This window comes from Pseudoxanthomonas sp. UC19_8, from assembly GCF_042700505.1.
Classification (GTDB): domain Bacteria; phylum Pseudomonadota; class Gammaproteobacteria; order Xanthomonadales; family Xanthomonadaceae; genus Pseudoxanthomonas_A; species Pseudoxanthomonas_A winnipegensis.
The window spans coordinates 2113051-2139150 of sequence record NZ_CP170559.1 but is presented as its reverse complement, the minus strand read 5'-3'; the positions used below and the strand labels follow the sequence as shown (position 1 = coordinate 2139150).

The 26100-nt window shown below is 70.8% G+C and carries 22 protein-coding genes, 2 pseudogenes and 1 riboswitch; of the genes and pseudogenes, 12 read left to right on the top strand and 12 right to left on the bottom strand.

From position 1 onward, the window contains the following. Nucleotides 1-6: 6 nt before the first annotated feature. The 4 genes from ACFJIT_RS09335 to ACFJIT_RS09320 all read right to left on the bottom strand — a co-directional run bounded on the left by ACFJIT_RS09335 (nucleotide 7) and on the right by ACFJIT_RS09320 (nucleotide 4039). Complete coding sequence (locus ACFJIT_RS09335; RefSeq protein WP_379655672.1) at nucleotides 7-1203, bottom strand: efflux RND transporter periplasmic adaptor subunit; 1197 nt, start codon at nucleotides 1201-1203, stop codon at nucleotides 7-9. Next, the gene (locus tag ACFJIT_RS09330) at nucleotides 1200-2684 is read right to left on the bottom strand and encodes an efflux transporter outer membrane subunit (RefSeq protein WP_337052158.1); all 1485 of its coding nucleotides are present in this window, start codon (nucleotides 2682-2684) and stop codon (nucleotides 1200-1202) included. Before ACFJIT_RS09330 ends, ACFJIT_RS09335 begins: the two co-directional genes overlap by 4 nt. A gap of 2 nt (nucleotides 2685-2686) precedes the next feature. After that, complete coding sequence (locus ACFJIT_RS09325; protein WP_130519036.1) at nucleotides 2687-3148, bottom strand: MarR family winged helix-turn-helix transcriptional regulator; 462 nt, start codon at nucleotides 3146-3148, stop codon at nucleotides 2687-2689. A 99-nt stretch (nucleotides 3149-3247) separates the two neighbouring features. Next, nucleotides 3248-4039, bottom strand: coding sequence for an inner membrane protein YpjD (locus tag ACFJIT_RS09320; protein ID WP_130523671.1), 792 nt, complete (start codon nucleotides 4037-4039; stop codon nucleotides 3248-3250). A 189-nt stretch (nucleotides 4040-4228) separates the two neighbouring features. Here ACFJIT_RS09320 and ffh point away from each other — a divergent pair. The 10 genes and pseudogenes from ffh to ACFJIT_RS09270 all read left to right on the top strand — a co-directional run bounded on the left by ffh (nucleotide 4229) and on the right by ACFJIT_RS09270 (nucleotide 11226). After that, nucleotides 4229-5616 (top strand): annotated as a pseudogene (ffh, locus tag ACFJIT_RS09315) (signal recognition particle protein). 7 nt (nucleotides 5617-5623) lie between these two features. After that, a complete protein-coding gene (locus tag ACFJIT_RS09310) occupies nucleotides 5624-6694 on the top strand; it encodes an NAD(P)H-dependent flavin oxidoreductase (protein ID WP_379655671.1) in 1071 nt (356 codons plus the stop codon). Beyond that, entirely contained in the window at nucleotides 6691-7497 is an 807-nt protein-coding gene (locus ACFJIT_RS09305; protein WP_379655670.1) for an aminotransferase class IV, read from the top strand. Before ACFJIT_RS09310 ends, ACFJIT_RS09305 begins: the two co-directional genes overlap by 4 nt. 101 nt (nucleotides 7498-7598) lie before the next feature. Next, nucleotides 7599-7862 carry a 30S ribosomal protein S16 gene (rpsP, locus tag ACFJIT_RS09300; RefSeq protein WP_130519026.1) on the top strand — a complete coding sequence of 88 codons (264 nt, stop codon included), beginning with the start codon at nucleotides 7599-7601 and terminating at the stop codon, nucleotides 7860-7862. A 38-nt stretch (nucleotides 7863-7900) separates the two neighbouring features. Beyond that, nucleotides 7901-8416: a ribosome maturation factor RimM gene (rimM, locus tag ACFJIT_RS09295; RefSeq protein WP_130519024.1), complete on the top strand. Its 516-nt coding sequence runs from the start codon at nucleotides 7901-7903 to the stop codon at nucleotides 8414-8416. A gap of 78 nt (nucleotides 8417-8494) precedes the next feature. After that, nucleotides 8495-9262 (top strand): tRNA (guanosine(37)-N1)-methyltransferase TrmD, encoded by a 768-nt coding sequence (gene trmD, locus ACFJIT_RS09290; protein ID WP_379655669.1) that lies wholly within the window; start codon nucleotides 8495-8497, stop codon nucleotides 9260-9262. 428 nt (nucleotides 9263-9690) lie between these two features. Next, complete coding sequence (gene rplS / locus ACFJIT_RS09285; RefSeq protein WP_130519020.1) at nucleotides 9691-10095, top strand: 50S ribosomal protein L19; 405 nt, start codon at nucleotides 9691-9693, stop codon at nucleotides 10093-10095. A gap of 122 nt (nucleotides 10096-10217) precedes the next feature. Beyond that, nucleotides 10218-10502, top strand: a complete 285-nt coding sequence (locus tag ACFJIT_RS09280) for a hypothetical protein (protein ID WP_379655668.1) — start codon at nucleotides 10218-10220, stop codon at nucleotides 10500-10502. A 63-nt stretch (nucleotides 10503-10565) separates the two neighbouring features. After that, the gene (locus tag ACFJIT_RS09275; RefSeq protein ID WP_379655667.1) at nucleotides 10566-10829 is read left to right on the top strand and encodes a hypothetical protein; all 264 of its coding nucleotides are present in this window, start codon (nucleotides 10566-10568) and stop codon (nucleotides 10827-10829) included. Continuing rightward, nucleotides 10822-11226, top strand: a complete 405-nt coding sequence (locus tag ACFJIT_RS09270; RefSeq protein WP_379655666.1) for an RNA-binding S4 domain-containing protein — start codon at nucleotides 10822-10824, stop codon at nucleotides 11224-11226. The genes ACFJIT_RS09275 and ACFJIT_RS09270 overlap by 8 nt, the downstream gene beginning before the upstream one ends. Nucleotides 11227-11241: 15 nt before the next feature. Here the strand turns inward: ACFJIT_RS09270 and ACFJIT_RS09265 are convergent, their stop codons facing one another. The 6 genes and pseudogenes from ACFJIT_RS09265 to ACFJIT_RS09240 all read right to left on the bottom strand — a co-directional run bounded on the left by ACFJIT_RS09265 (nucleotide 11242) and on the right by ACFJIT_RS09240 (nucleotide 20123). Then, nucleotides 11242-12729: an MATE family efflux transporter gene (locus ACFJIT_RS09265; RefSeq protein WP_130529518.1), complete on the bottom strand. Its 1488-nt coding sequence runs from the start codon at nucleotides 12727-12729 to the stop codon at nucleotides 11242-11244. A gap of 58 nt (nucleotides 12730-12787) precedes the next feature. Further along, entirely contained in the window at nucleotides 12788-13369 is a 582-nt protein-coding gene (pnuC, locus tag ACFJIT_RS09260; protein WP_337052171.1) for a nicotinamide riboside transporter PnuC, read from the bottom strand. Continuing rightward, a pseudogene (locus ACFJIT_RS09255) lies at nucleotides 13366-15541 on the bottom strand (TonB-dependent siderophore receptor). The gene pnuC and the pseudogene ACFJIT_RS09255 overlap by 4 nt, the downstream one beginning before the upstream one ends. Before the next feature lie 73 nt (nucleotides 15542-15614). Next, nucleotides 15615-15710: riboswitch (TPP riboswitch) on the bottom strand. A 43-nt stretch (nucleotides 15711-15753) separates the two neighbouring features. Next, complete coding sequence (locus tag ACFJIT_RS09250; RefSeq protein ID WP_379655665.1) at nucleotides 15754-16893, bottom strand: phosphotransferase enzyme family protein; 1140 nt, start codon at nucleotides 16891-16893, stop codon at nucleotides 15754-15756. A gap of 243 nt (nucleotides 16894-17136) precedes the next feature. Continuing rightward, entirely contained in the window at nucleotides 17137-19332 is a 2196-nt protein-coding gene (katG, locus tag ACFJIT_RS09245; RefSeq protein ID WP_379655664.1) for a catalase/peroxidase HPI, read from the bottom strand. A 161-nt stretch (nucleotides 19333-19493) separates the two neighbouring features. Beyond that, on the bottom strand, nucleotides 19494-20123 hold the full coding sequence (locus ACFJIT_RS09240) for a DUF937 domain-containing protein (RefSeq protein WP_379655663.1): 630 nt from the start codon (nucleotides 20121-20123) through the stop codon (nucleotides 19494-19496). A 112-nt stretch (nucleotides 20124-20235) separates the two neighbouring features. Here ACFJIT_RS09240 and ACFJIT_RS09235 point away from each other — a divergent pair, with 112 nt between their 5' ends. Together ACFJIT_RS09235 and ACFJIT_RS09230 are read left to right on the top strand one after the other, a co-directional pair. Beyond that, on the top strand, nucleotides 20236-20931 hold the full coding sequence (locus tag ACFJIT_RS09235; protein WP_130529526.1) for a YafY family protein: 696 nt from the start codon (nucleotides 20236-20238) through the stop codon (nucleotides 20929-20931). 68 nt (nucleotides 20932-20999) lie between these two features. After that, entirely contained in the window at nucleotides 21000-21647 is a 648-nt protein-coding gene (locus ACFJIT_RS09230) for a glutathione S-transferase family protein (RefSeq protein WP_379655662.1), read from the top strand. 405 nt (nucleotides 21648-22052) lie between these two features. Here ACFJIT_RS09230 and mutS read toward each other — a convergent pair whose 3' ends face one another. Together mutS and ACFJIT_RS09220 are read right to left on the bottom strand one after the other, a co-directional pair. Further along, a complete protein-coding gene (mutS, locus tag ACFJIT_RS09225) occupies nucleotides 22053-24647 on the bottom strand; it encodes a DNA mismatch repair protein MutS (protein WP_379655746.1) in 2595 nt (864 codons plus the stop codon). A 355-nt stretch (nucleotides 24648-25002) separates the two neighbouring features. Beyond that, nucleotides 25003-26004, bottom strand: coding sequence for an NAD-dependent epimerase/dehydratase family protein (locus ACFJIT_RS09220; protein WP_379655745.1), 1002 nt, complete (start codon nucleotides 26002-26004; stop codon nucleotides 25003-25005). Nucleotides 26005-26100 lie beyond the last annotated feature (96 nt).

Sequence of the window (26100 nt, the reverse complement as noted above, 5' to 3'; positions counted from 1 at the left end):
GCGCGCTCAGTTGGTCTTGGCCGACTCGGGCAGGTTCTGCTCGATGATCGAGGTGATCAGCTGGTTGGCGTCGGCCAACTGCTTGTTGTAGGCGGCCGTGGTCATCAGCGGCTTGGCATCGGCCGGGCGGGCCGGCGCCAGGACCGGGCCGTTCTGGTCCTTCAGGCTCACGTTGACGTCCGTGCTCAGGCCGATGCGCAGCGGGTGGGACTGCAGCTGCTTGGGGTCGAGCACGATCTTGACCGGCAGGCGCTGGACGATCTTGATCCAGTTGCCGCTGGCGTTCTGCGCCGGCAGCAGCGAGAACGCACTGCCGGTGCCCAGGCCCAGGCTGTCGACCTTGCCCTGGTAGGTGACGTCATCGCCGTACAGGTCGGCACGCACCTCGACCGGCTGGCCGATGCGCATCTTGCCCAGCTGGGTTTCCTTGAAATTGGCCTCGATCCACACCTGGTCGATCGGCACGATCGTCATCAGCGTGGTGCCCGGCTGGACCTGCTGACCCAGCTGCACGCGGCGCTGGGCCACGTAGCCCGAGACCGGCGCGAGGATCGCGGTGCGCTGCAGATTGAGATAGGCCTGGCGCAGCTGCGAGGACGCGGCCTGCACCTGCGGGGTCTTGGACACGGTGGTGGCATCGACCAGCGCGCGGGTGCGCTGCAGGTTGCCGCGCGCGCCGCCCAGGGCGGCCTCGGCCGAGGCCAGGATGTCGCGGGCGTGGGCCAGCTCCTCGCGCGAGACCGCGCCGGTGGCGACCAGGCCTTCGCGGCGCTTGACGTCGGCGCGCGCCTGATCGACGGCGACCTGGCGGGCGCGCAGGTCCGATTCGCTGGACTCCACGCTGCTGTACAGGCCGCGCACCTGGCGCACGGTGCCGGCCAGGTTGGCCACGGCCTGGTCGTAGCTGACCTGGGCATCGTTGGGATCCAGGTGCACCAGCGGCTGGCCCGCCTCGACCTTCATGCCGTTGTCGGCGTCGATGCTGACCACCGTGCCCATGGTCTGCGGCACGATCGAGACGATGTTGCCGGCGACGTAGGCGTCGTCGGTGCTCTGGTGCCAGCGGCCGTACAGCAGCTCGTAGGCGATCCAGCCCACGCCGGCCACGACGATCACCAGGAGCAGGATAAGCAGGGAACGCTTGCGGTTGCTCTTCTTCGGCGGCTGTGCGCCGGCCTGAGCGTTGGGAGTCTGCGAGTTCATGGCGTGGAGGTATCGGCGGTATTGGTGGAAGAGGGAGTCGGCGCGGTCAGCGGCAGGCCGCCGCCCAGGGCCTGGTCGAGATCGACCACGGCGACGTAGCGGCGGGCGTGGAGATCGGCCAGCTGCTGTTCCAGCTGCAGCAGCGGTCGCTGCGCGGAGAGAACGTCCAGCTGGGTGCCCAGGCCCGCGTCGTAGCGGTTGGAGGCTAGGTCGTAGGCCTTCTGCGCCGCATCGCGCGCCGCGGTCAGCGAGGCGACCTGCGCATCGAGCGAGCGCGCCGACTGGACCGCATCGGCGACCTCGTGCATGGCACCGACCAGGGCACCGTTGTAGCTGGCCACAGCCAGGTCGTACTGGGCGTCGGCGTTGTCGAGGTTGGCGCGCAGGCGACCGCCATCGAAGATCGGCAGGCTGATCGCCGGCCCGCCCAGGCCCAGTACCGCATCGCTGTCGAACAGGTCCGACAGGTTGGCCGAGGCCAGGCCGACGATGGCCGATAGGTTCACGCTGGGCTTGAAGGCGGCCTTGCGCGCGTCGATGCCGCGGTTGGCGGCCTCCACGCGCCAGCGCGCGGCGACCACGTCGGCGCGATGGCCGAGCAGTTCGCTGGGCAGCACGCCGGGCACCGACGGCGCGGGCGCGGCGAGCAGCTTGGGCTGGGCGATGGCCAGGCCGCGGTCCGGGCCCTTGCCGAGCAGCGCGGCCAGCGCGTTGCGCAGGGCATCGATCTGCTGCTGGGCGGCCTGTTCCTGCTGGCGCGCGCTGGCGATGGTGCTCTCGGCCTGGCGCAGCTGCAGGTTGTTGTCCAGGCCGGCATCGACGCGCTGCTGGCTCAGGTCGCGCAGGCGGCCCGAACGCTGCTGCTCGCGGCGGGCCACGTCCAGCGCCTCGTAGGCCTGCGACAGCGAGATGTAGGTGCGGGCGATGTTGGCCGACAAGGTCAGGCGGGCGGCCTGGGCGTCGACTTCGGCGGCGCGCGCCTGGCCGACGGCGGCCTCGTAGGCGGCGCGCTGGCCGCCCCACAGGTCCGGCGCCCACTTGAAGTCGAGCATCAGCACGTTGGCCCACATCACATCGCCGCCGATCTCCGGACCGGCCAGGCCCTTGGGCAGCTGCACGCCGCTGTATTCGCCGGTGGCGTCGAGCGTAGGCTTGCGCTGCGCGTCGGCCAGGCCGGCCTGGGCCTTGGCCTGGCGCAGGCGCGCGTCGGCCGCGGCCAGCGACGGATTGCCCTGCAGGGCCTCGCGGATCAGGCCGTCCAGCTGCGGATCGCCCAGCGCGTTCCACCAATCCTGACGCGGGAAGGCGGCGGCGCTGAAGGCATCCGCGCCCAGGACCTGGCGCGCGCCGAGGGTGTCTGCGTCGAGCGGCTGGCCGCTGGTGGTCAGGCCGCGGCTGCTGGCGCAGCCGGCCAGCACCAGCGCGCAGGCCAGCGCCGCGGCGAGCCTGCCGTGCAGGCGTGGGGGAACGGACGTGGACATGGTCAATCGGTCTCGGAGGTGAGGTTGTCGCGCGCCTGCTCGAGCAGGCGCATCAGTTCGCTGGATTCGGCCTCGGACATGCCGCGCGTCGCGCGCTGCAGCACGCGCTGGCCGCACAGGTTGATGTCCTGCCAGATGGCGGTGCCGGCCTCGGTCAGGTGGATGTGCAGGGCGCGGCGATCGCCGGGATCGGCCTTGCGCGTGACCAGGCCGCGCGCCTCCAGGCGATCGAGCAGGCGGGTCATCGCGCCGGGGTGCACTTCGGCGGCGCGCGCCAGGTCGGTGACGCTGGCGATGCCGTCGGCCAGCTTCTTGATGGTGACGAACTGGCTGAAGGTCAGGTCGTGGCCGGCGGCGATCAGCTCGCGCTCCATCGCTTCCCAGATCGCGTCACGCGTCTGGCGGATCAGCAGGCCGAGCGAGGACCCGCTCGCGGGCGGGCAGATGGACGCGGGGGAATTCATGGCGCGGCATGATCCGCGCGGGTGAGATATTTGTCAATGCAAATATTGTTTCAGCAATGGAATGCCGCGTCGCGCCATTCTGCTGACAGAACGGTCAGCTCATAAGGTGCGTTTCAGGATGAGCTCCAGCACCGCCTTGCTGCCGAAAAACGCGAGCAGCAGCAGCGCCATGGCCACCAAGGTCCAGCGCACCGCAGTCGTGCCGCGCCAGCCGCGCCGCCAGCGCCCAAGCAGCAGGCCGCCGAAGACCAGCCAGGACAGCACGCTCAGCACGGTCTTGTGCACCAGGTGCTGGGCGAACAGGTTCTCCACGAACATCATTCCCGTCAGCAGCGTGGCGGTCAGCAGGGCGAAACCCACCGCGATCGTGCGGAACAGCAATGTCTCCAGCTCGGTCAGCGGCGGCAGTGCGCGCAGCCAGGCGTGGAACTCGCGCCGGCGCAGGGCGCGCTCCTGCACCCACAGCATGATCGCCAGCAGCGCCGCCACCGCCAGCGTGGCGTAGGACAGCAGCGCCAGCCAGGCATGCAGCTGCAGGCGCCAGTCCAGGCCGGAGGAGGGCCGGTGGCCGTAACCGTGATAGACGGCCAGCAGCAGCGCGGCCAGCGGGAAGGACACCACGCCCACCGCCGCCATGCGGCCGCGCGCGACCAAGGCGGTCATCGCCGCCATGCCCAGGCTGACCAGCGACAGGGCCGCGAAGAAATGCATGTCCGGCCCGCCCGGCGTGCGCCAGGCCACCCACAGGTGGTAGCCGCCGTGCAGGGCGATGGCCAGCAGCGCCGGCAGGCGCCAGGCGCGGGTCGGCCCGGCGGCGTCGGGCGCGACGGCGCGTACCAGCAACAGGGTCGCCAGCAGGTACAGGACACAGGAAGGAAGGACGAACCCCATGGCGCGCAGTGTCGCACGCGGCTCCGCTTTTCGAGAACCATTCTTGTTGGACGGGCGGTGGGATGGGGCGCGCACGGAGAGGCACAAGCCGCGTTGAGAAGGCTCAGCTCGCTCCTCATTCCCACCCGGCCGCAAAACCCACCCGGATATACTGCGCGCCCGCTTCGCGTCCGCTTTCCGGTTGCCCCCATGTTCGAATCCCTGACCCAGCGCCTGTCCGGCACCATCGAGCGCCTGCGCGGCCGCGGCCGCCTGACCGAGGACAACATCCGCGAGGCCACCCGTGAGGTGCGCATCGCCCTGCTGGAAGCCGACGTCGCCCTGCCGGTGGTCCAGGCCCTGGTCGAGCGCATCAAGGTGCGCGCGGTCGGCCAGGAAGTGCTGAAGTCGCTGACGCCCGGCCAGGCGCTGATCAAGGTCGTGCGCGACGAGCTGACCGCGGTGATGGGCTCCACCGCCCAGGACCTCAACCTCAACGTGCCGGCGCCGGCGGTGATCCTGATGGCCGGCCTGCAGGGCGCGGGCAAGACCACCACCGTGGGCAAGCTCGCCAAGCACCTGAAGGAGAAGCGCAAGAAGAAGGTCATGGTGGTCTCGGCCGACGTCTACCGCCCGGCCGCCATCGAGCAGCTCAAGGCGCTGGCCCAGCAGGTCGACGTGCCGTTCTTCCCCTCCGATGCCTCGCAGCAGCCCGAGGCCATCGTCCGCGCCGCGATCGAGGACGCGCGCAAGTCCTTCACCGATGTGCTGATCGTCGATACCGCCGGTCGCCTGGCCATCGACGAGGCGATGATGGCCGAGATCAAGGCGCTGCACGCCGCGGTCAAGCCGGTCGAGACGCTGTTCGTGGTCGATTCGATGACCGGCCAGGACGCGGCGACCACCGCCAAGGCCTTCTCCGAGGCGCTGCCGCTGACCGGCGTGGTGCTGACCAAGACCGACGGCGATGCCCGCGGCGGCGCGGCGCTGTCGGTGCGCTACATCACCGGCAAGCCGATCAAGTTCATCGGCGTGGGCGAGAAGCCCGACGGCCTGGACGTGTTCCATCCCGAGCGCGTGGCCAGCCGCATCCTGGACATGGGCGACGTGCTGTCGCTGGTGGAGCAGGTCGAGAGCCAGGTCGACAAGGACAAGGCGCAGAAGCTCGCCGAGAAGGTCGCCAAGGGCAAGAAGTTCGACCTCAACGACATGCGCGACCAGCTCGAGCAGATGCAGAACATGGGCGGCATCGGCGCGCTGATGGACAAGCTGCCCGGCCTGGCCAGGTGCCCGAGCACCTCAAGGCGCAGGTCGCCGGCAACAAGGAAGTGCCGCGCATGATCGCCATCATCAATTCGATGACCAAGAAGGAGCGGCGCAATCCGGCGCTGCTCAACGGCTCGCGCCGCGCGCGCATCGCCAAGGGCTCGGGCACCCAGCCGGCCGACGTGAACAAGCTGATGAAGCAGTTCACGCAGATGGAAAAGATGATGGGCAAGCTGGGCCGCGGTGGCATGAAGGGCATGATGCGCGGCATGCGCGGGATGATGGGCGCCATGGGCGGCGGCGGCGGTCGCGGCGGCATGCCGTTCCGCTGATCGGCTGATGGCCTCGGCCGCGCGCCTGCGATCCGATGCGTTCTGCGCGCGCTTCGGCGTGCGCGTGCCGATCCTGCTGGCGCCGATGGCCGGCGCCTGCCCGGTGCCGCTGTCGGCGGCGCTGGCCGACGCCGGCAGCCTGGGCGCGATGGGCGCGGTGCTGTCCACGCCGCAGGAGATCGGCGCGTGGATGGATGAGTTTCGTGCGCTTTCCAGCGGACCTGCACAGGTCAATCTGTGGGTGCCGGACGCGCCGCCCGCGCGCGATGCGCAGGCCGAGGCCGCGGTGCGTGCGCTGCTGGCGCAGTGGGGGCCGGATGTGCCCGCCAACGCGGGCGATGCGGTCCCGGCGGATTTCGACGCCCAGTTCGACGCCGTGCTGGCGGCGCGGCCGCAGGTGCTGTCCACGATCATGGGCGTGCTGGAACCGGCCCAGGTGCAGGCGCTGCGCCGTGCCGGCATCGCCTGGTTCGCCACCGCGACCACGCTGGCCGAAGCGCAGTGCGCGCAGGACGCCGGCGCCGATGCGGTGATCGCGCAGGGCTTCGAGGCCGGCGGGCATCGCGGTGCGTTCGATCCGGCCGCCGCCGAGCGCCAACTGGTCGGCCTGTCCGCGCTGGTGCCGCGCCTGGCCGATGCGCTGTCGGTACCGGTGATCGCCGCCGGCGGCATCGCCGATGGCCGCGGGGTGGCCGCCGCGCTGACGCTGGGCGCGAGTGCGGCGATGGTCGGCACCGCCTTCCTGCGCACGCCGGAGGCCGCCATCGCGCCGGCCTGGGCGCAGGCCCTGGCCGGGACCGAGCCGCAGGACACCTGGCCGACGCGCGCGTTCTCCGGCCGGCTCGGGCGTTCGATCGCCACGGCCTATGTCCGCGCGGCCGCGAATCCTGAAGCGCCATCGCCCGCGCCGTATCCAGTGCAGCGCGCCCTGACCGCCGCGATGCGCAAGCAAGCGGTGGCCGAGGACCGGCTCGATGCGATGCAGGCCTGGGCCGGGCAATCGGCCTGGGCCGCGCAGGCCAGGCCCGCCGCCGCGCTGCTGCGGGACTGGTGGGCGCAGGCCGACGCCCTGCTGTGAGCACGCCCCGCCTGAGCATCGCCGGCCGGCCCGTTACGCTCGACGACCTGCGTCCGCTGGCGCAGTCCAACTACGGCCACTTCACCGCCTTCCGCACGCGCGGCGGCGCGGTGCAGGGGCTCGATCTGCACCTGGCGCGGCTGCGCGAGGGCCATGCGACGCTGTTCGACGCCCCGTTCGACGAGCCCGCGTTGCTGGCGCAGCTGCGGCAGGCGTTGCACGGGGTGGAGGACGCGTCGGTGCGGATCACCGGCTTCGCGCGCGACTTCGACTATCGCGATCCGCTCAAGCCGGTGACGCCGCAATGGCTGATCTCCGTGGCGAATGCGCGGCCGGCGGCGCCGACCGGGCCGCTGGCCCTGAAGTCCTACGCATTCGTGCGGCCGCTGCCGCAGATCAAGCACATCGCCACGCTGCCGCTGTTCCACTACCGGCGCCAGGCGCGGCTGGCCGGCGCCGACGACGCGCTGTTCGTCGAAGCGGCGGGGCAGGGCGCGCGCGTGGTGGAAGGCTCGGTCTGGAACATCGGGTTCTGGGACGGCGGCCAAGTGCTCTGGCCGCAGGGCCCGGCGCTGCGCGGCACCTGCGAGGCGCTGCTGCAGCGGGGCCTGGATGTCTTGGGTGTGCCGCAGCGGAGCGCGGACGTCACGCTGAAACAAGCGGGCACGTTGGCCGCCTTCACCGCCAACGCGAACGGCTGCACGCCGGTGTCCGCGCTCGATGGCCGGCCTCTGCCGGCCGCGCCGGAACTGCCCGCCCTGCTGGCCCGGGCGCTGGGCACCCAGCCCTGGGATCTCCCCTGAGTCCCGGCGGGAAGGTTGGGGCGGGTTTGCGTGGCGCGCGCGGCCAGCTATAATCGCCGGCTTACCTCGCCATCCTGGCGACTGGGCAACACGAGAGCACCATGGTCAAGATCCGCCTTACCCGCGGTGGCGCCAAGAAGCGCCCCTTCTACCACATCATCGTCACCGACGTGCGCAGCGCGCGCGACGGCCGCAACATCGAGCGTCTGGGTTACTACAACCCGGTCGCCCAGGGCGCCGAGCCGCGCGTGGTGCTGGACACCGCCCGCGTCGACCACTGGGTGAGCAACGGCGCCCAGCTGACCGACAAGGTCCGCAACCTGTACAAGGAAGCGGCCAAGGCCAACGCCCAGGCTTCGGCCTGATTGCTGCGGCCGCGCCTGGCGCGGCCGGTCTTCTCGCAATGAGTGAGAACGCAACGCGCCGCATCCTGCTGGGCAGGGTGGTCGGCGCGTTCGGCGTGCGTGGTCAGGTCAAGATCGAGTCCTGGACCGAGCCGCGCGAAGCCATCTTCCGCTACCAGCCCTGGACCCTGCGCGATGCGGCCGGCCGCGAGCGCGAGCTGTCCGGCGTGCGCGGCAAGCCTTCGGGCAAGCACCTGATCGCCAGCTTCCCCGGCGTCGAGGACCGCGACGCGGTCGAGGCGATGGTCGGGCTGGAGATCGCCGTGCCGCGCAGCGCGCTGCCGCCGCCCCAGCCCGACGAGTACTACTGGGTCGACCTGGAAGGCCTGCGCGTGATCAACGCCGACGGCCGCGACTTCGGCACGGTCTCGCACCTGTTCTCCACCGGCGCCAACGATGTGCTGGTGGCGCGGGGCGACAAGGACCGGCTGATCCCGTTCATCCAGCCGGACTTCGTGACCCGCGTGGACTTCGAGGCCGGCGTGGTGGGCGTGGACTGGGACCCCGAGTTCTAGGAACGAGTGGAGAGGAGTGAGGAGCGAGCGTAGTGCTCTACTAGGCTCCATCCCACTCGTCTTGGCTCACCGCTCGCCATGCGCATCGACGTCATCAGCCTGTTTCCCGAGTTCATCGACCAAAGCGCCGGCTATGGCGTGGTCGGTCGTGCGCGCGAGCGTGGGCTGCTGGCCTTGCAGGGCTGGAATCCGCGCGACTACGCCGCCGGCAACTACCGCCGCGTGGACGACCGTCCGTTCGGCGGCGGCCCGGGCATGGTGATGCTGATCGAGCCGCTGCGCGCCTGCCTGGACGAGGTCCGCCAGGCCGATCCGGCGCCGGCGCCGGTGATCTACCTGACCCCGCAGGGCCGACCGCTGACCCAGGCGCGGGTGCGCGAACTGGCCGCGCTGCCGCGGCTGGTGCTGCTGTGCGGCCGCTACGAGGGCGTGGACGAGCGCTTCCTGGCGCACGAGGTCGACGAGGAGATCTCCATCGGCGACTACGTGCTCTCCGGTGGTGAACTGGCCGCGGCGGTGCTGATCGACGCGGTCACCCGCCTGCAGGACGGGGCGCTCAACGACGCCGAGTCCGCCGCCCAGGACAGCTTCGAAGGCGAGGCCGGGCTGCTGGACTGCCCGCACTACACGCACCCGGCCAGCCACGCCTGGGGCGAGGTGCCCGAGGTGCTGCGGTCGGGCAACCATGCCGCCATCGCGCGCTGGCGCCGGCAGCAGTCGCTGGGCCGGACCTGGCTGCGGCGGCCCGACCTGCTGGACGAGGCCGCGCTGTCCAAGGCCGATCGCAAGCTGCTGGAGGCCTTCCGGGCCGAGCACGCCGCCGAAGGCGAGGGGCAGGGCGGCTAGGGCCCGTCATCCCTTCCCGGGCAGGTCGCGCCGCCCTTGCGCGTGCCCGGGGCAAGGAAGCGGGAGGGAGTGGACGTCCGTCCACGACCGAGCAATGACGCCGTCCCGGGTGCGCGCAAGGGCGGCCCTCCGGGTTGGCGCTGCAAGGCCGCCATCTTCGCGCCGCGCGGCTTGGCCTGACGGCCAGTCAAGCCTGCGCCGCGCGACGCAAACCTGACGGCCTTGCAGCGCCAACGCGACCTACCCGGGAAGGGATGACGGGCCCTACCACGCGCCGGAAATTTCGTCTACAATGCGCAGTTCCCGCGGGCCGCTCGGCCTGGGCGGGCCGCAAGATCACGATAAACGTGCAGCGACTTCTCCGCGACTGCATCAGCCTTTGTTGTCGAGACCCGACACACCCACCCGAACATTGAATCGGTGCCACCATGAGCAAGTTGAACAAGTCCATCATCGCGGAGTTCGAGTCCGCCCAGATTTCCCGCGAGCTGCCGCAGTTCAGCCAGGGTGACACCGTCGTCGTCAATGTGAAGGTGAAGGAAGGCAACCGCGAGCGCGTGCAGGCCTACGAAGGCGTGGTCATCGCCAAGAAGAACGCCGGCCTGAACTCCGCCTTCACCGTGCGCAAGATCTCGCACGGCTACGGCGTCGAGCGCGTGTTCCAGACCCACAGCGCGACCATCGACTCGGTCGAAGTCAAGCGCCGCGGCAAGGTCCGCGCCGGCAAGCTGTACTACCTGCGCGGTCTGCAGGGCAAGGCCGCCCGCATCAAGGAAGACCTGGCCGCCGCTGCCGCCGCCAAGGCTGCCCGCCAGGCTGCCGCTGCCGAGTAAGCCTTCGGCACATTCGCCCGGCTTGCGCCGCGCTAAGCTCGAAACCCGGCCCTCGTGCCGGGTTTCTTGTTTTCAGCGCCACGCACCCGTGCGGCCCGGCGCGCCCACGGAAGGAGGATGGGATGTCACGCAATCTCAATACCAAGTGGATCGTCGGCGTCGGCCTGGCGCTGGGGTTGGCCGGCTGCGCCAGCACCAACGGCCTGGACGGCCCGAACATCGCCTACGAATGCCAGCTGCAGGCGCGCGACGCCGCCAACCAGCCACCGTTCCCGGACAAGATCCGCGACGGCAAGCACGGCCAGGCGTTCGAGCAGGGCGTGCGCGATGCGCATATGACGCAGGCCTGCCAGCGCGACACCGAATCGCACGCCGAGATCCGCTTCGGCAACAAGCCGGGCACGTGAGCTTCACGCACCGCGTCGCCCACTGGCACGTGGAAGAGCACACGCATGCACAGGAACACGAAGATGAAACTGCAGGGAACCTCGCTGGCCGCCGCGCTGTTGCTGCTGTCGGCCTGCGCCAGCCACCAGGCGCGCGATGATGCGACCGCGCTGCGTCCGGCCGACCGGCTCGAATGCCAAGTCGCCTCGTCCTCGGCGGCCGATACGCTGGCGCGATCCTCGGCGGGCACGATGGTGCGCGATCCCTGCCATCCGGAGGCCTGGGCCGAGCCCGGCCCGCGCGCGAGCCAACCGATCAAGCCGGACTTCTCGGGAAAGCATGACTGAGCCCGTCGTCCCGCAGGCGGTGCGCCTGGACGTGTGGCTGTGGGCCGCGCGCTTCTTCAAGACCCGCGCCCTGGCCAAGGACGCGGTAGGCCTGGGCAAGGTGGAGATCGGCGGACAGCGCGCCAAGCCCTCGCGCACGGTGCGGGTGGGCGATGCGCTGCGCGTGCAGCGTGGCGAGGAATGCTTCGAGATCGCCGTGTGCGGCCTGTCCGACCAGCGCGGCCCGGCGCCGGTGGCGCAGGCGCTATATCAGGAAACCGAGGAATCGCGGCAGCGGCGCATCGAGGCGCGCGCGCTGCGCGCGGCCGAGCGCAGCGGCTATCGGCCGCCGGAGAGCAAGCCGGACAAGCGCGCGCGCCGGCTGATCCAGGCGCTTGGCGACATCGACGCGCTCTGAGCGCCCGCGAGGCGATCAGGATTTCTGCAGGACATCGTCCGGCGCGCGGTCCGGATCGGCCGGATCGGCCACCGGCGAGGGCGGGCTCGCCGGCACCTCCGAGGGCACGGCGATGGTGCGCGTATCGGCCGCGCCCATGCGCGCCTTGCGCCAGCCGCCCCAGCGGTAATAGGCGATGGACATCAGCATCGAGCACAGCGAACTGGTCGGAAAGCTCCACCACACCGCATCGGCGCCCAGCGTGGGCTGCAGCAGCTTGGCGAACGGCACGCGGATGCCCCACAGCGAGATCACCAGCATGATCAGCGGCGGGATCACCGCGCCGGTCGAGCGCACCACGCCGGACAGCACGAACATCACCCCGAAGAACAGGAACGACCAGATCGCGATGTGGTTGAGATGGCGCGCCGTGTCGAAGGCGGCGCTGCCCGGCGCCAGGAACAGGCCGAAGGTCCACTGGTCGAGCAGGATCAGCGGCGCGATCAGCGCGCCGGTCATCAGGAAGTTGAACAGCACGCCGGTGCGCGCGATCGCCGAGACGCGGTCCCAGCGCTGCGCGCCCACGTTCTGCGCGGCCATCGAGGACACCGCCGCGGCGATGGCCATGGCCGGCATCTGCACATAGGCCCAGGTCTGCAGCGCCGCGCCGTAGGCGGCGGCCGTGTCGGTGCCGAAGCGGTTGACCAGGGTCATCATGGCGATCATCGCCAGCGACACCAGCACCATCTGCAGGCCCATCGGCACACCCTTGGTGACCAGCGACTTGAGGATGGCCGGGTCGATGCGGAACAGGCCCAGATCCTTGCGGCCGAGCCACAGCACGTGGCGCCGACGGCGCAACGCGATCAGCATGGCCAGCAGCGCGATGGCCTGCGTGATCAGCGTCGACCAGGCCGCGCCGGCGATGCCCAGCTTCGGGAACGGCCCCAGGCCGAGCATCAGCACCGGGTCCAGCGCGCAGTCCAGCGCCACGGCCAGCAGCAGATAGCGGAACGGCGTCTTGGCATCGCCCGCGCCGCGCAGCGCCGCCGAGAGGAAGGCGAAGGCGTAGATCAGCGGTATCGCCAGGAAGATCACGCGCAGATAGCTTTCGGCCAGCGGCAGCGAATCGGCCGGCGTGCCCATCGCCGCCAGCAGATGGCGCGCGGTCCACACGCCGGTACAGGCGATCAGCACCGACAGGCCAATGAAGAAGCTCGCGCTGGTGCCGAACACCTGGCGCGCGCGGGCGATGTTGCCCGCGCCGATCGCCTGGCCGATCAGGATGGTGGCGGCCATGCCGATGCCGAACACCGAGCCGATCAGGAAGAACAGGATGCTGTTGGCGTTGGCCGTGGCGGTCAGCGCCGATTCGCCCAGGAACTTGCCGATCCACACCGCGTTGACCGAGCCGTTCAAGGACTGGGCCACGTTGCCGCCCAGGATCGGCAGCGAGAACAGCCACAGGTTGCGGCCGATCGGGCCTTCGGTCAGCGAACGCGGGGGGGCGGCAGGGGCGGGCATGGAGAAAGCGGGGCCGGCGAGGGTCCGGCACCCTACCATCGCCTGACCGTCGCGTCAGTCAAGCCGCCGGCAGCGGCGCGGCCTGGGCCGCCCGGCGCCACTGGCGCAGGCCCATCACCGCCAGGCCGACGAAGCCCAGGTACAGCGCCGCGGTCACCTCGAGCGACTTGAACAGGTACAGCCCGACGTAGATCAGATCCAGCACGATCCACAGCCACCACGCAGCCACGTGGCGGCGGCCCTGCCACCACTGCGCCACCAGGCTGAAGGCGGTCAGCGCCGCATCCAGCCACGGCAGCGCCGCGTCGGTGTAGCGATGCATGCAAAAGCCCAGCAGCAGCGCGCCGAGCGCGCCCAGCCCCAGGTCGCGCAGCGCCGCGCCCGGCGCGAGCGCGGCCACGCGCACCAGGCCGTCATCGTCCAGGTTGGCCTTCCAGCGCCGCCAGCCGTAGACGATGAAGCCGGCGAAGGCGACCTGCAGCAGCGCATCGGAGTACAGCCGGGCATCGACGAACACCAGCGCATACAGCGCCACCGAGGCCAGGCCCACAGGCCAGCCCAGCATGTGGCGGCGCGCGGCCAGCCAGACCGCGGCCACGCTGACCACCGCGCCGATCCATTCCAGCGCGTCGATGTTCACAGCGCCCAGGTCACGGTGAGGCGCGCCAGCCGCGGCGCGCCGGGGAACAGGTAGTAGTCGCCGCCGCTGCTGCCGGTGTCGCGCCAGTAGAACTTGTCGAACACGTTGTCCACCGACAGCCGCCAGGTCAGCGCCTGGCCGCCGATCCGGCTGCGCAGGCGCAGCCCGGCGTCGAACACGTGATAGGCCGGCACGCGCAGCGCGCCATCGGGCGTGGCGACGTTGGCGGCGGCATAGCGCCAGCCGGCGTTGAGGCTCAGGGCGGGCAGCGACTGCAGCTGGTAGTCGAGGAATACGCTGGCACGCGCCTTGGGCACGTTGATCAGCTGATGGCCGTCGACCGCGGGCGTGCCGCTGTCTTCGGCGCGCGCGCGCCAGCACGCTGGCGCTGGCGACGATGCGCAGCTGTTCGGTCAGCCTGCCGTTGGCGGTGAGCTCCAGGCCTGTGTGCACCTGCTGGCCGCGCTGAACGAAGGTGTAGCCGGCCTCGCTGGCGTCGGGCATCGCGTACTGGAACGGCTGGCGGATGCGGAACAGCGCCGCGCCCAGGTCCAGCGCATCGCTGGCGGCGAACTTCACGCCGGTCTCCCATTGGCGCGACTGCAGCGGCGGCAGGAAGCTGTCGGCGTTGGAGGTCCAGTACGGCGCCTCCTGACCCAGCGACAGGCCTTCGCTGTAGCTGACGTAGGCGTTGAGCCGCGGCGTGGCCTGCCACAGCAGCGCGGTCTGCGGCAGGAAGGTGCTCAGCCGGGTGCGACGCTCGCGCACGCCTTCGCTGTCGTTGGCCGTCTCGGTGAGCCGGACCCAGCGCCCGCCGGCCAGCCACTGCCAGCCCTCGCCCAGCGTGATGCGGTCCAGCGCGAACAGCGCGCGCTGCTTGTCGTCCAGCCGGCGCGCGGACGGGCCGGGCATGTTGGGCGAGGGTGCGAACACCGGCGTATCCCGGTCGATGTTGGCCGTGCCGACGTAGTCGTACACGTCCTGGCGGCGATCGACCGTGTGCCGATAGCCGTCCACGCCGACGGTCAGCTGATGCTGCAGCGCGCCGGTCTGGAACTTGCCCTGCAGCTGCGCGCGCAGCTGCTGGTTGTGGCGCGTGTCGTCCGGGCTGCGATAGTCGTAGACGTCGTAGTCGCCGTTGGGCGCGAAGTAGTTGCCGGGCACGCTGCCATCGGCGCACTGCGGCGCATAGAAGCAGCCGTAGGCGAAGGCCACGTTGTCGTCGATCACGCTGCGGCTGCTGCCGAGTGCGACGCTGCCCTGCCAGTCGGCGTTGAACTGGTAGCGGTAGCGGGCGGTGAGGTTGGTGGTCTGGATCGCCACCGGCTGCGCCCAGGGCTGGTAGCCGAGCAGCTTGGTCGCGCTGGGGTGCGGCGGCAGGGCGTCGCCGCCCAGCAGCTGGTAGCCCGAGGCCGAGCGCTGCGAGCTGGTCTGGTAGTTGCCGTCCAGCTCCAGCTTGCCCTTGTCGCCGATCAGCCAGTCGGCGGCCAGCGAATAGAAATTGCGCCGGCCATCGAGGTGCTCGATGTAGGAATGGGTGTCTTCCCAGGCCGCGTTGAAGCGCAGCCCAAAGCTCGGCGTCAGCCAGCGGCCCCAGTCCACGGCGGTGTAGCGCGAGCCATGCGAATCGGTGCCCAGGGTGAGCTCCTGCACGCGCTCGGGACGCTTGGCCACGAAGTTGAGGATGCCGCCGGGCGCCATGATCCCGGCGGTCAGGCCGGCCTCGCCCTTGAGGATCTCCACCTGGGCGATGTTCTCCAGCGCCAGGCGCTGCTCGCCGGCAATGGACAGGTCGTTGAAGCGCAGGCCGGTGGCCAGATCGAGCGCGAAGCCACGGATCGACACGTCCTGGTAGTAGCCGGCCGCCGCGTAGCTGTCGCCCAGCGAGGCGTCGTTGTGCGCCAGCTCGCTCAGGCTGCGCGGCTGGCGCGCGTCGATCAGGGCGCGGGTCAGCACGTTGATCGACGCCGGCGTGTCGCGCCAGCTGGCGGGGCCGAAGCTGTTGGACTGGCTGGTCGGCGTGGCCTGGGTCTGGCCCTTGACCTGCACGGTCGCCAGATCGGTGGCCTTGGCGGCGGAAGCGGATTCGTCGGTCTGCTGCTGCGCGTGCAGCGGCAGCGCGGCGGAGGACAGCAGGCAGGACAGCAGCAGGGTGGAGCGTGGGCGGTTCATCGGTTCGTCACCAGGCAAGGGCTCAAGGACGAAGCGACGGCGCGCACGGCGCACGCCGTTGCCGGGCGTGCCTGCCGTGCTGCTCAAAGCTCCCTACGCCGGTGCAAACCGGATCAGGTTCCAAGGGACTCTCTCAGCCCGGCAACGCCGGGCACCCCCGCTTCAGAGTGCGCATTGGACACCATTCGGCGTCGATTTGCACACCTTGCGTCTCAGGCGGCCGCGCGCAGCGCTTGCAGCAGGGCCTGGCCCGCCGCGCTGGCGAACCAGTCCGCATGGCCGAGCAGGAAGGTCGCGTAGGCCACCTGCGCGTTGTCCGGCGCGTGGGTGATGGCGTGGAAGTACTCGACCTCGGACAGGGCGAAATCCAGGTGCACCAGCGGCAGCAGATCGGCCAGCAAGCGCACCCGGTCCGGCGACAGGGGCGCCACCGTGCGATAGCCATCGAGCAGGGCCAGCGCGGTGTCCACATGTGCGGCGTCCAGGCCGTCTTCCAGCGACAGCCAGGCGATGGCGTTGCGTTCGATCGCGGTGGCCAGGTCGAACAGCGCGCCGGTCGGCGAGGCCAGGCCGAAGTCGAGCACGCTGCTGATGCGCGGCGCATCGGCCTGGCTCTGCCAGAGCAGATTGGAGACGTGCAGGTCGTTATGCGCCCACAGGCGCGGCTCCTCGCGCAGCGCTTCGGCAAGGCCGGCATGCCAGGGCAGCAGATGGCGTTCGAAGTCCGCCTGCCAGTCGCGTGCGCGCAGCCATTCGGCCAGCGCCGGGCGCTGTGCGAGCTGCGCCTGCAGCGCGGCGACGGGATCGTCCGCGCGGATCAGGTCGTCGCGTGCGACCAGCAGATGCGTGCTGCGCTGTGGCGCGGTGTAGTCGGCCGCGGCCAGATGCAGCCGTGCGAGCATCGCGCCCAGTTGCCGCGCCTGTGCCAGGTCGGTCAGCGGCGTCCACGAGGTGGTCTCGCGATACAGGTCCGCGCCGATGCCGGCGCGGTGCACTTCATAGGTCCAGTCGCCGTGCGCACGCGCGGTGCGGCCGTGCGCGTCGGCAAAAACCTCGACCACCGGCAGCCCGCGGTCGCGCAGATGCGCCATGAAGCGATGTTCCTCCTCCAGGCCATCGGCGCTGCGCACGCTGCGATGGTGTCGCTTGATGAAGAGCGGGCCGTGCGCGGTCTCCACCAGGGCGGCGGCCGACAGGGGACGCGGGCTATGCCAGGTGATGCGATGCGGGCCTGCGGCCAGCGGCGGGTAGGCGGCCAGGAGGGTGTCGACTTCGTCGGCGCGCAGCGGCGGCCAGTCCGGCGTGGCGTCTTCGGGGCCCACGCCATGCACGCGGTGGGAGGCATCACTCATGGCGGGAACGGGCGCGTGGCATCGGCCCGGTATTGTGCGGCAAGGCGGGGAGGATGCCGGTCGTTGTGGCTTGAGGCGCGTGGCGGCGGTGTCGCACCCGTGCGGCGAGAGAAATTTCGAGGTCGGGGGATTCCCGCGAAGAGCACGCCCTCCCGGCCTCCCCCTTGCGCGTTGCGCAAAGGGGAGGGGCGAGGCGTGCGGGTACGCGCCGCGCAACGCGCGGCAGGTCCCGGCGCGCGACGCTTACTTCTTCAGGTCGAAGCGGTCCAGCTCCATCACCTTGGTCCACGCCGCCACGAAGTCGTGCACGAACTTCTGCCTGGCATCGTCGCTGGCATAGACCTCGGCCAGGGCGCGCAGGACGGCGTTGGAACCGAACACCAGGTCGGCGCGGCTGGCCGTCCACTGGATCTCGCCGGTGGCGCGGTCGCGGCCCTCGTAGGTCTCCTTGGAGGTCGGCTTCCACTCGGTGCCCATGTCCAGCAGGTGGACGAAGAAGTCGTTGCTCAGCACGCCGACCCGATCGGTCAGCACGCCGTGCGCGCAGTCGTCCACGTTGGCGCCCAGCACGCGCAGGCCACCGATCAGCACGGTCAGCTCCGGCGCGGTCAGGGTCAGCTGCTGGGCCTTGTCGATCAGCAGCGTCTCGGTGGTCGGGCCGCCGGGCAGGCGCCGGTAGTTGCGGAAGCCATCGGCGATGGGCTCCATCGCCTCGAAGGACGCCACGTCGGTCTGGTCCTGGCGCGCATCGACGCGGCCAGGGGTGAAGGGCACTTCGATCTGGACGCCGGCCGCGGCCGCCGCCTTCTCGATGCCGACCACGCCGGCCAGCACGATCACATCGGCCAGCGAGGCCTTGCCGGAGGCCTGCTGGATCGCCTGCAGGGTAGGCAGGGCGGCTACGGCGCCGGCGTTGACCGCCCAGTCCTTCTGCGGGGCCAGGGCCAGACGCGCGCCGTTGGCGCCGCCGCGCTTGTCGCCACCGCGGAAGGTCGAGGCCGAGGCCCAGGCCACCGACACCAGCTCGCTCACCGACAGCCCGGACTGGGCGATTTGGTCCTTCAGCGCGGCGATGTCGGCCGCGCCGGGCTGGTGCACCGGCGCCGGCAGCGGGTCCTGCCAGATCAGGTCTTCGGCCGGCACTTCCGGGCCGAGGTAGCGCGCCTTCGGGCCCATGTCGCGGTGGGTCAGCTTGAACCAGGCGCGGGCGAAGGCTTCGTTGAAGGCCTGCGGGTCACCCAGGAAGCGGCGCGAGATCTTCTCGAACTCCGGATCGAAGCGCAGGGTCAGGTCGGTGACCAGCATGGTCGGCTTGCGCTTCTTCGACGGGTCGAACGGGTCGGGGATCACCGCCTCCGCGTCCTTGGCCTCGAACTGGATCGCCCCGGCCGGGCTGCGGGTCTGCACCCAGTCGAACCTGAACAGGTTCTCGAAGAAGTGGTTGCTCCACTGGGTCGGGGTCTGCGACCACACCACCTCCAGGCCGGAGGTGATCGCATCGGCGCCCACGCCGCTGCCGAACTTGCTGTGCCAGCCCAGGCCCTGGGCCTCCAGGTCGGCCGCTTCCGGGTCCAGGCCGACGTGGTCGGCGGCGCCGGCGCCGTGGGTCTTGCCCAGGGTGTGGCCGCCGGCGATCAGGGCGACGATCTCCTCATCGTCCATGGCCATGTTGCCGAAGGTGGCGCGGATGGCGGCCGCGGCCGAGGCCGGATCGCCACTGGCGTTGGGGCCTTCGGGATTGACGTAGATCAGGCCCATCTCGGTGGCGGCCAGTGGGTTGCGCGCCAGGCTTTCCGGGTCGCGGTGGGCCAGCCAGGTGGTCTCATCGCCCCAGTTCACGTCCAGGTCCGGCTCCCACACGTCCTCGCGTCCGGCGCCGAAGCCGAAGGTGCGGAAGCTGCTGCTCTCCAGCGCCACGTTGCCGGCCAACACCATCAGGTCGGCCCAGGAAATCTGCTGGCCGTACTTGCGCTTGACCGGCCACAGCAGGCGCCGGGCCTTGTCCAGGCTGACGTTGTCCGGCCAGCTGTTGAGCGGGGCGAAGCGCTGCTGGCCGCGCCCGGCGCCGCCGCGGCCATCGACCATGCGATAGGTACCGGCGCTGTGCCAGGCCATGCGGATGAACAGGCCGGCGTAGGTGCCCCAGTCGGCCGGCCACCAGGCCTGCGAATCGGTCAGCACGCGGCGGATGTCGGCCTTGAGCGCGCTGTAGTCCAGCTTGGCGAACTCGGCGCGGTAGTCGAACGCCTCGCCCAGCGGGTTGGAGCGGTTGGAGTGCTGGTTGAGCAGGTCCACGCGCAGCTGCTTGGGCCACCAGTCGCGGTTGCCGGTGCCGCCGCCGGCCACCTGCAGCGGCGCCTCGTGGAAGGGGCACTTGGCCGGAGCGGGGGTCGGTGCCTCGACCGGGGCGGGGGTGGCGTTGTCGCTGGGCGTGCTCATGGGCGCTGGCTCGTTGCGTGGAAAGATGCGGCAACGGTATCGGCCCTTGATGACTATGAATAGTCGATAGATTTGAACTTTACGATAGGCAGTCGCTATCGTAAGAGCGCCGCGCGCTCGCCACGCGCGGCGCCTACCGGCTCAACGCCGGGTGCGCGCCCTCAGCGCGAGCCGCCGAACAGGCCGCCGCCGAGCTTCATCAGATCGCCCAGGTCCAGCTGGCCGTTGCCGTCCTGGTCGAGCACCTTGCCCAGCAGGCCGCCGGCCAGGCCGCCGGACTGCTGCACCTGCGTGTGCTCCTGGCCCAGCGCCTGGCCCAGCTGCGAGGCGTCGCCCTGGCCGTTGCCGAGGAAACGCTGGGCCAAGTAGGACATCACGATCGGCGCCAGCAGCGCCAGCAGCTGGCTGGCCTTCTCGCCGCCCAGGCCGGTCGCCTGGCCCAGCCCGCTCGCCGCCGTCGGCGTGCTGCCGCCGAAGATGTGGCCGAGGATGCCGGCACCGTCGGTCTGCGGACCGGCGCCGCCGCCGAGCACCGAGCCGAGCAGTCCGCCCAGGTCGAAGCCCGAGGCCGCCCCGGCGTGGTCGCGCTGCAGGGCGCCGAGCAGCGCTTCGGCGCCCTGCGGCTGCTGGGCGTTGCGGCCCAGCGCGCCGAGCAGCAGCGGCAGCGCGGTGGCGATGGCGCTCTGTGTCTGGGCCGGCGCGGTCCCCAACTGCGCGGAGATCTGCTGCACGGGCGCGCCCTGCAGCTGCTGGAACAAGGCCTCGGCCATGCCGGAAAGGGAAGAGGTCATCGTGCGGCTCCGCCGTCAGGGATTGGGGCGTGGACGTTAGCCCAAAGCGGATTGCGCCGAAGTTAACGCGCGCAGCTGCCGGCGCGCGCGTGCCAGCCTCTATGCTGATGGGATGACCGCCCGCGCCACGCGCCTGCTGCACCTGCTCGACGCCCTCGGTGGCCGGCGCCACCCGGTGGCCGGCGCGCGCCTGGCCGAGCAGCTCGGCGTCAGCCTGCGCACGCTGTATCGCGACATCGCCACTCTGCGCGACCAGGGCGCCGACATCGCCGGCGACCCGGGCGTTGGCTATCTGCTGCGGCCCGGCTTCCTACTGCCGCCTCTGAACTTCGGCGAGGAAGAACTCGAGGCGCTGGTGCTGGGCGCGCGCTGGGTCGCCGCGCATGCCGACCCGGAGCTGGCCGCCGCCGCGCAGCGCGCGATGGAGCGGGTCACCCGCGTGCTGCCGGCGCGACTGCGGCTGGAGGTGGAGACCAGCGGCCTGTTCGCCCCGGAGTGGACGCCGCCGCCGCCGGAGCCGTGGCTGCCGGCGCTGCGCCTGGCCATCCGCGCCGGGCATGCGGTGCGCGTGTGCTATCGCGACGGCGAGGGACGCGACAGCGAGCGCACGCTGTGGCCGTTCGCGATGGCCTTCCTCGACGACAGGCGTCTGCTGGCGGCCTGGTGCGAGTTGCGCGGCGACTTCCGCCATTTCCGCGCCGACCGCATGCAGTGGCTGGTGGACACCGGCCAGCGCTATCCCGCCCAGCGCCACGCGCTGATCAAGCGCTGGCGTGCGCAGCTCAAGCCGGCGCCCGCGGTGCGCTGAGCGCTGCTGACAGTGGCTGTCAGCAGGGGCTGAGGACACTGGCGGCTCATCCACAGCGGAGCGCCGTCATGCAAGAACCCCTGATCCTCTACACCCATCCGATGTCCCGTGGCCGCGTGGCGCGCTGGATGATCGAGGAGACCGGCCTGCCGTACGAAGCGAAGATCATCGACTTCGGCGCGCCGATGAAGTCGCCCGAGTACTTGGCGATCAACCCGATGGGCAAGGTGCCGGCGCTGCGCCACGGCGAGGCCATCGTCACCGAGAACGCGGCCATCTGCGCCTACCTGGCCGAGCTGGTGCCCGAGCGCCGCCTGGCACCGCCGGAAGACTCGCCCGAGCGTGCGGCCTACCTGCGCTGGCTGTTCTTCATGGCCGGGCCGTTCGAGGCCTTCCTGACCGCCAAGCACAGCGGCACGCTGGCGTCGGCGTTCGATGCCGGCTATGGCGAGGAGGGCACGCTGCTGGATACGCTGGAGCAGGCCGTGAATGGCCGCACCCACCTGGCGGGCGACCACTTCACCGCGGCCGATCTGTATGTGGCCGCTTGCCTGGGCTACTACCTGCGCACCGGCGAGCTGGAGTCGCGCCCGGCCTTCGTCGCCTTCGCCAAGGCCCATACCGTGCGCCCGGCGGCGCTGCGCGCAGGCGAGCTCGACAACGCGCTCATCCCCCAGCATCCCAACCCGAACATGCCCGCGAGCGTCTCTGCCTGATCGACCGTTCTCCGCGGGAGCCGCCGTGGCGGCCGTCTTCTGGCTACTGGCGGCCCCACCTGTAGAGCGGAGCTTGCTCCGCTGAGGCTTCCCCGAAGATCCGATCGAAACGCAGCGGAGCTTGCTCCACCGGGGCTTTCCCCTGGATCTGATCGAAACGCAGCGGAGCAAGCTCCGCTCTACCTCCGCTGAGGCTTCCCCGAAGATCCGATCGAAAACGCAGCGGAGCTTGCTCCGCCGGGACTTTCCCCTAGATCTGATCGAAACGCAGCGGAGCAAGCTCCGCTCTACAGGTGGGCGGCGATGTGATCGGAAGGGACAGTGGCTCCCGCCAAGCCGATCCCTCGTGTTTTTCCCACGACGTCGGCTCACACCGGAGCGGTCCTCAACAGCGATTCGCGCTCGCTACAGCAGCGCCTTCAACCGGTACAGCGCCTCCAGCGCCTGCTTGGGGCTGAGTTCGTCCGGGTCGAGCGCGGCCAGGGCTTCCTGCGCGGCCGAGGGCGCGGCGGCGAACAGGCCGAACTGCTGCGGCGCGTCCAGCGCCTGCGGCGCCATCTTCGAGGCGTGGGTGTCGCTGCCGCGCCGTTCCAGTTCGGCCAGGCGGCGGCGCGCCTGGTTCAACGTGCTGCGCGGCAGGCCGGCCAGCGCGGCGACCTGCAGGCCGAAGCTGCGGTTGGCCGCGCCGTCCTTGACCGCATGCATGAACACCAGCGACTCACCATGCTCGATCGCATCCAGATGCACGTTGGCGATGCCGCTGGGCCCGCCTTCGACGCTCTCGTCGGCCAGCGCGGTCAGCTCGAAGTAGTGCGTGGCGAACAGCGTGTAGCAGCGGTTGACCGCGGCCAGATGGCGCGCGACCGCGTCGGCCAGCGCCAGGCCGTCGTAGGTCGAGGTGCCGCGGCCGATCTCGTCCATCAGCACCAGCGAGTGGCGCGTGGCGTGGTGCAGGATGTAGCTGGTCTCGGCCATTTCCACCATGAAGGTCGACTGGCCGCGGGCCAAGTCGTCGCCGGCGCCGATGCGGGTGAGGATGCGGTCGATCGGCCCGATCTTCGCGCGGCTGGCCGGCACGAAGCTGCCGATATGCGCCAGCAGCACGATCAGCGCGTTCTGGCGCATGTAGGTGCTCTTGCCGCCCATGTTCGGGCCGGTGATGACCAGCATGCGTCGCGCTGAGGCGGTGTCGCTGCCGTCCAGGCGCAGGTCGTTGGGTTCGAACGGCTCGTTGCGCACGGCCTCGACCACCGGATGGCGGCCGCGTTCGATCAGCAGGCAGGGCGCCTCGAGCAGTTCGGGTCGGGTCCAATCCAGCGCCTGGGCGCGCTCGGCGAAGGCGCACAGCACGTCCAGTTCGCTCAGCGCCGCCGCGCAGCGCTTGAGCGGCTCGAGCACCTCGCCCAGCGCATCCAGCAGCTGTTCGTACAGCACGCGCTCGCGGGCCAGCGCGCGCTCGCGCGCGGACAGCACCTTGTCCTCGAAGGCCTTGAGCTCCTCGGTGATGTAGCGCTCGGCATTGGTCAGCGTCTGGCGGCGGGTGTAGTGCACCGGCGCCTTGTCGGTCTGGCCCTTGCTGATCTCGATGTAGTAGCCGTGGACGCGGTTGTAGCCGACCTTCAGCGTGGCGATGCCGCTGGAGGCGCGCTCGCGCGCCTCCAGGTCGATCAGGAACTGGTCGGCGTTGGTCGACAGCTGGCGCAGTTCGTCCAGTTCCGCATCGAAGCCTTCGGCCAGCACGCCGCCATCGGTGAGCTTGAGCGGCGGCTGCTCGGCCACGGCGCTGACCAGCAGGTGCGCGGTGGCGTCGTGTTCGCCCATGGCCGCGGCCAGCGCCGCCAGGCGTGGTGAATCCAGCGGCACGAGCAGTTCGCGCAGGCGCGGCAGCAGCGCCAGGCTGTTGCGCAGCGTGGACAGGTCGCGCGGGCGCGCCGAGCGCAGCGCCACGCGGGTGAGGATGCGTTCGACATCGCCGAAGGCGCGGAAGGCCTCGCGCAGCGCCTGGCCGACGCTGGTCGTGGGGTCGACCGCGGTGCCGCGCTCGATCAAGGTCTCCACGGCGTGGTGGCGCTGGTTCAGCACGTCGTGCGCGCGCAGCGGGCGATGCAGCCAGCGGCGCAGCAGGCGCCCGCCCATCGGCGTGACCGTGCTGTCCAGGATGCCCAGCAGCGTGTGGCGCACATCGCCGTCCACGCGCGTGTCCAGCTCCAGATGGCGGCGCGTGGCGGCGTTCATGGCGATCGCCTCGGCCGAGGGCTCCAGCGCGATGGCGCTCAGATGCGGCAGCTGCGACTTCTGCGTCTCCTCGACATAGCCCAGCAGCGCGCCGGCGGCGGCAATGGCCTGCGGCCGGTCCTGGATGCCGAAGCCGGTCAGGTCGTGCAGCTTGAAGAACTGCAGCAGCTGGCGCCGGCCGCTGTCGGCATCGAACAGCCACGGCGCGCGCCGGCGCACGCCGCTGCGCCCGGCCAGGAACGCCGGCCAGCCTTCCTCGTCGGGGACCAGCAGTTCGGCCGGCTCCAGGCGCGCCAGCTCGGCCTCCAGCGCGTCGTCGGATTCGACCTCGTTGATCAGGAAGCGCCCGCCGGCCAGATCCGCCCACGCCAGCCCGTAGCCGGCCTTGCCGCGCGCGAGCGCCATCAGCAGCGTGTCGCGGCGCTCGTTGAGCAGCGCCTCGTCGGTGACCGTGCCCGGGGTGACGATGCGCACCACCTTGCGTTCGACCAGGCCCTTGGCCAGGGCCGGGTCGCCGATCTGCTCGCAGATCGCCACCGACTCGCCCAGCGCCACCAGCCGCGCCAGATAACCCTCGTAGGCGTGCACCGGCACGCCGGCCATCGGGATCGGCGCGCCGCCCGAGCTGCCGCGCTGGGTCAGGGTGATGTCCAGCAACCGCGCGGCCTTGCGCGCGTCGTCGTAGAACAGCTCGTAGAAGTCGCCCATGCGGAAGAACAGCAGCAGGTCCGGATACTCGGACTTGGCCGCGAAGAACTGCTTCATCAGGGGCGTGTGCTCGACGGCGCCCTTGCTGTTGCTCGGTTTGTTGGCTGCTGAATCGGTGGACTGCAACATCGGGTTCTCGGTGGGGGAGCGGTCAGGCTGGGCGCGAGGCGAGGCGAGGCGGCGGCTGAGGGCTGAGGCGCCCTTGGCATCAGGCGATGCGCCTGTCGCGGCGCCCGGCGTCGGCGGACACGCCGGGCGCCAAGTTTAGAACGGCTGACCGCACCCGTCCTTCCCCGCGGGCCAGGAACCGGGTGTCTGTGGGGGCTGATGTCGGCGCGGCGCTGCGTCTGGATTTGCGCAAGGGCTTCTTATGGAGCCGCTGCGCTAAGGACGAGCGGCAGGCGTGTATGCATCAGTTGGTACGCGCTGAGGCCGGCGACGCGCCCATGCGGGGGATGCAGCCCATTCCGGCCAGCGTCGCCTCCACCGCGTCTTGCAGTGGCGTGTGCGGCTCCTCGCCCAGGACGGCCGCGAGGTGTCGGCCGTCCAGACGCACCGGCGCGTTCCAGAGATACCGCATCTCCCGCAGCTCGCGCAGTGTCGGGACGAATGGCGCCAGCGCCCAGGTCAGCCACCAGGGGAAGGCCGCCACGGCCGGGTCCTGTCCGTGCCTGCGGGCGACGGTGCGGATCGCCTGTGCCATCCGGGTTCCATCCGCGTCCCAGTGCCCGGCCATGTGGAAGCGGGCGAACGGCGCCAGGGTCTCGCCGCGACCGAGCAGCGCCACCATCGTCCGCGCCACATCGGGCAAGTAAGCCCACTGGTGCCCGACGCCAGGTTTCCCGGGCAGCAGGATCTTCTTCACCGGCTGGCCCGGCTTGACCAGGCCCTGCGAGAACCAGCTGTTGCCCGCGCGCGGCCCGAAGAAGTCGCCGGCGCGCACCACGATCACACGCGCGCCCTGCGCGGTGGCAGCGTGCAGGCGGTCCTCCATCTCCACGCGGATGCCGCCCTTGCGGCTGGTCGGATGCTGCGGGGCGTCCTCGGCGATCAGGGGAAACGCGTCGGGGCCGTAGTTGTAGACCGTCCCTGGCAGGACGATCGTGGCGCGTTCGGCGATGGCGGCGGCGATGGTGTTGTCCACCATCGGCAGCACCCGCTGCCCCCAATGGCGATAGCCCGGCGGATTGACCGCATGGACGATGGCCTGGCAGCCGCGCGCGGCGCTCATGACATCGTCGCGGTTCATCGCGTCGCCGCGCTGCCAGGTGATGCCATCGCGCTGCTCGGCCACCGTGTCCAGGCCGCGCTTGAGGGCCCGGACGCGCCAACCCGCATCGCGCAGCTGGCGCGCGACTTCGCCGCCGATGCCGCCGCTGGCGCCCAGGACCAGCGCTTGTTTGTTCGAAGAGATATCCATGGAGCTGCTTCCTTCCTGTCGATGGGAGGCAGCGTCGGCCAGATCCGGATGGCTGTGAATTGCCGATCGCCATCGATCCGCTATACATTT

Coding starts and splice junctions, on each gene's coding strand:
- ACFJIT_RS09335 (WP_379655672.1), bottom strand. CDS start 1,203: ATGAACTCGCAGACTCCCAACGCTCAGGCCGGCGCACAGCCGCCGAAG.
- ACFJIT_RS09330 (WP_337052158.1), bottom strand. CDS start 2,684: ATGTCCACGTCCGTTCCCCCACGCCTGCACGGCAGGCTCGCCGCGGCG.
- ACFJIT_RS09325 (WP_130519036.1), bottom strand. CDS start 3,148: ATGAATTCCCCCGCGTCCATCTGCCCGCCCGCGAGCGGGTCCTCGCTC.
- ACFJIT_RS09320 (WP_130523671.1), bottom strand. CDS start 4,039: ATGGGGTTCGTCCTTCCTTCCTGTGTCCTGTACCTGCTGGCGACCCTG.
- ACFJIT_RS09310 (WP_379655671.1), top strand. CDS start 5,624: ATGGCCTCGGCCGCGCGCCTGCGATCCGATGCGTTCTGCGCGCGCTTC.
- rpsP (WP_130519026.1), top strand. CDS start 7,599: ATGGTCAAGATCCGCCTTACCCGCGGTGGCGCCAAGAAGCGCCCCTTC.
- rimM (WP_130519024.1), top strand. CDS start 7,901: ATGAGTGAGAACGCAACGCGCCGCATCCTGCTGGGCAGGGTGGTCGGC.
- trmD (WP_379655669.1), top strand. CDS start 8,495: ATGCGCATCGACGTCATCAGCCTGTTTCCCGAGTTCATCGACCAAAGC.
- rplS (WP_130519020.1), top strand. CDS start 9,691: ATGAGCAAGTTGAACAAGTCCATCATCGCGGAGTTCGAGTCCGCCCAG.
- ACFJIT_RS09280 (WP_379655668.1), top strand. CDS start 10,218: ATGTCACGCAATCTCAATACCAAGTGGATCGTCGGCGTCGGCCTGGCG.
- ACFJIT_RS09275 (WP_379655667.1), top strand. CDS start 10,566: ATGAAACTGCAGGGAACCTCGCTGGCCGCCGCGCTGTTGCTGCTGTCG.
- ACFJIT_RS09270 (WP_379655666.1), top strand. CDS start 10,822: ATGACTGAGCCCGTCGTCCCGCAGGCGGTGCGCCTGGACGTGTGGCTG.
- ACFJIT_RS09265 (WP_130529518.1), bottom strand. CDS start 12,729: ATGCCCGCCCCTGCCGCCCCCCCGCGTTCGCTGACCGAAGGCCCGATC.
- ACFJIT_RS09250 (WP_379655665.1), bottom strand. CDS start 16,893: ATGAGTGATGCCTCCCACCGCGTGCATGGCGTGGGCCCCGAAGACGCC.
- katG (WP_379655664.1), bottom strand. CDS start 19,332: ATGAGCACGCCCAGCGACAACGCCACCCCCGCCCCGGTCGAGGCACCG.
- ACFJIT_RS09240 (WP_379655663.1), bottom strand. CDS start 20,123: ATGACCTCTTCCCTTTCCGGCATGGCCGAGGCCTTGTTCCAGCAGCTG.
- ACFJIT_RS09235 (WP_130529526.1), top strand. CDS start 20,236: ATGACCGCCCGCGCCACGCGCCTGCTGCACCTGCTCGACGCCCTCGGT.
- ACFJIT_RS09230 (WP_379655662.1), top strand. CDS start 21,000: ATGCAAGAACCCCTGATCCTCTACACCCATCCGATGTCCCGTGGCCGC.
- mutS (WP_379655746.1), bottom strand. CDS start 24,647: ATGAAGCAGTTCTTCGCGGCCAAGTCCGAGTATCCGGACCTGCTGCTG.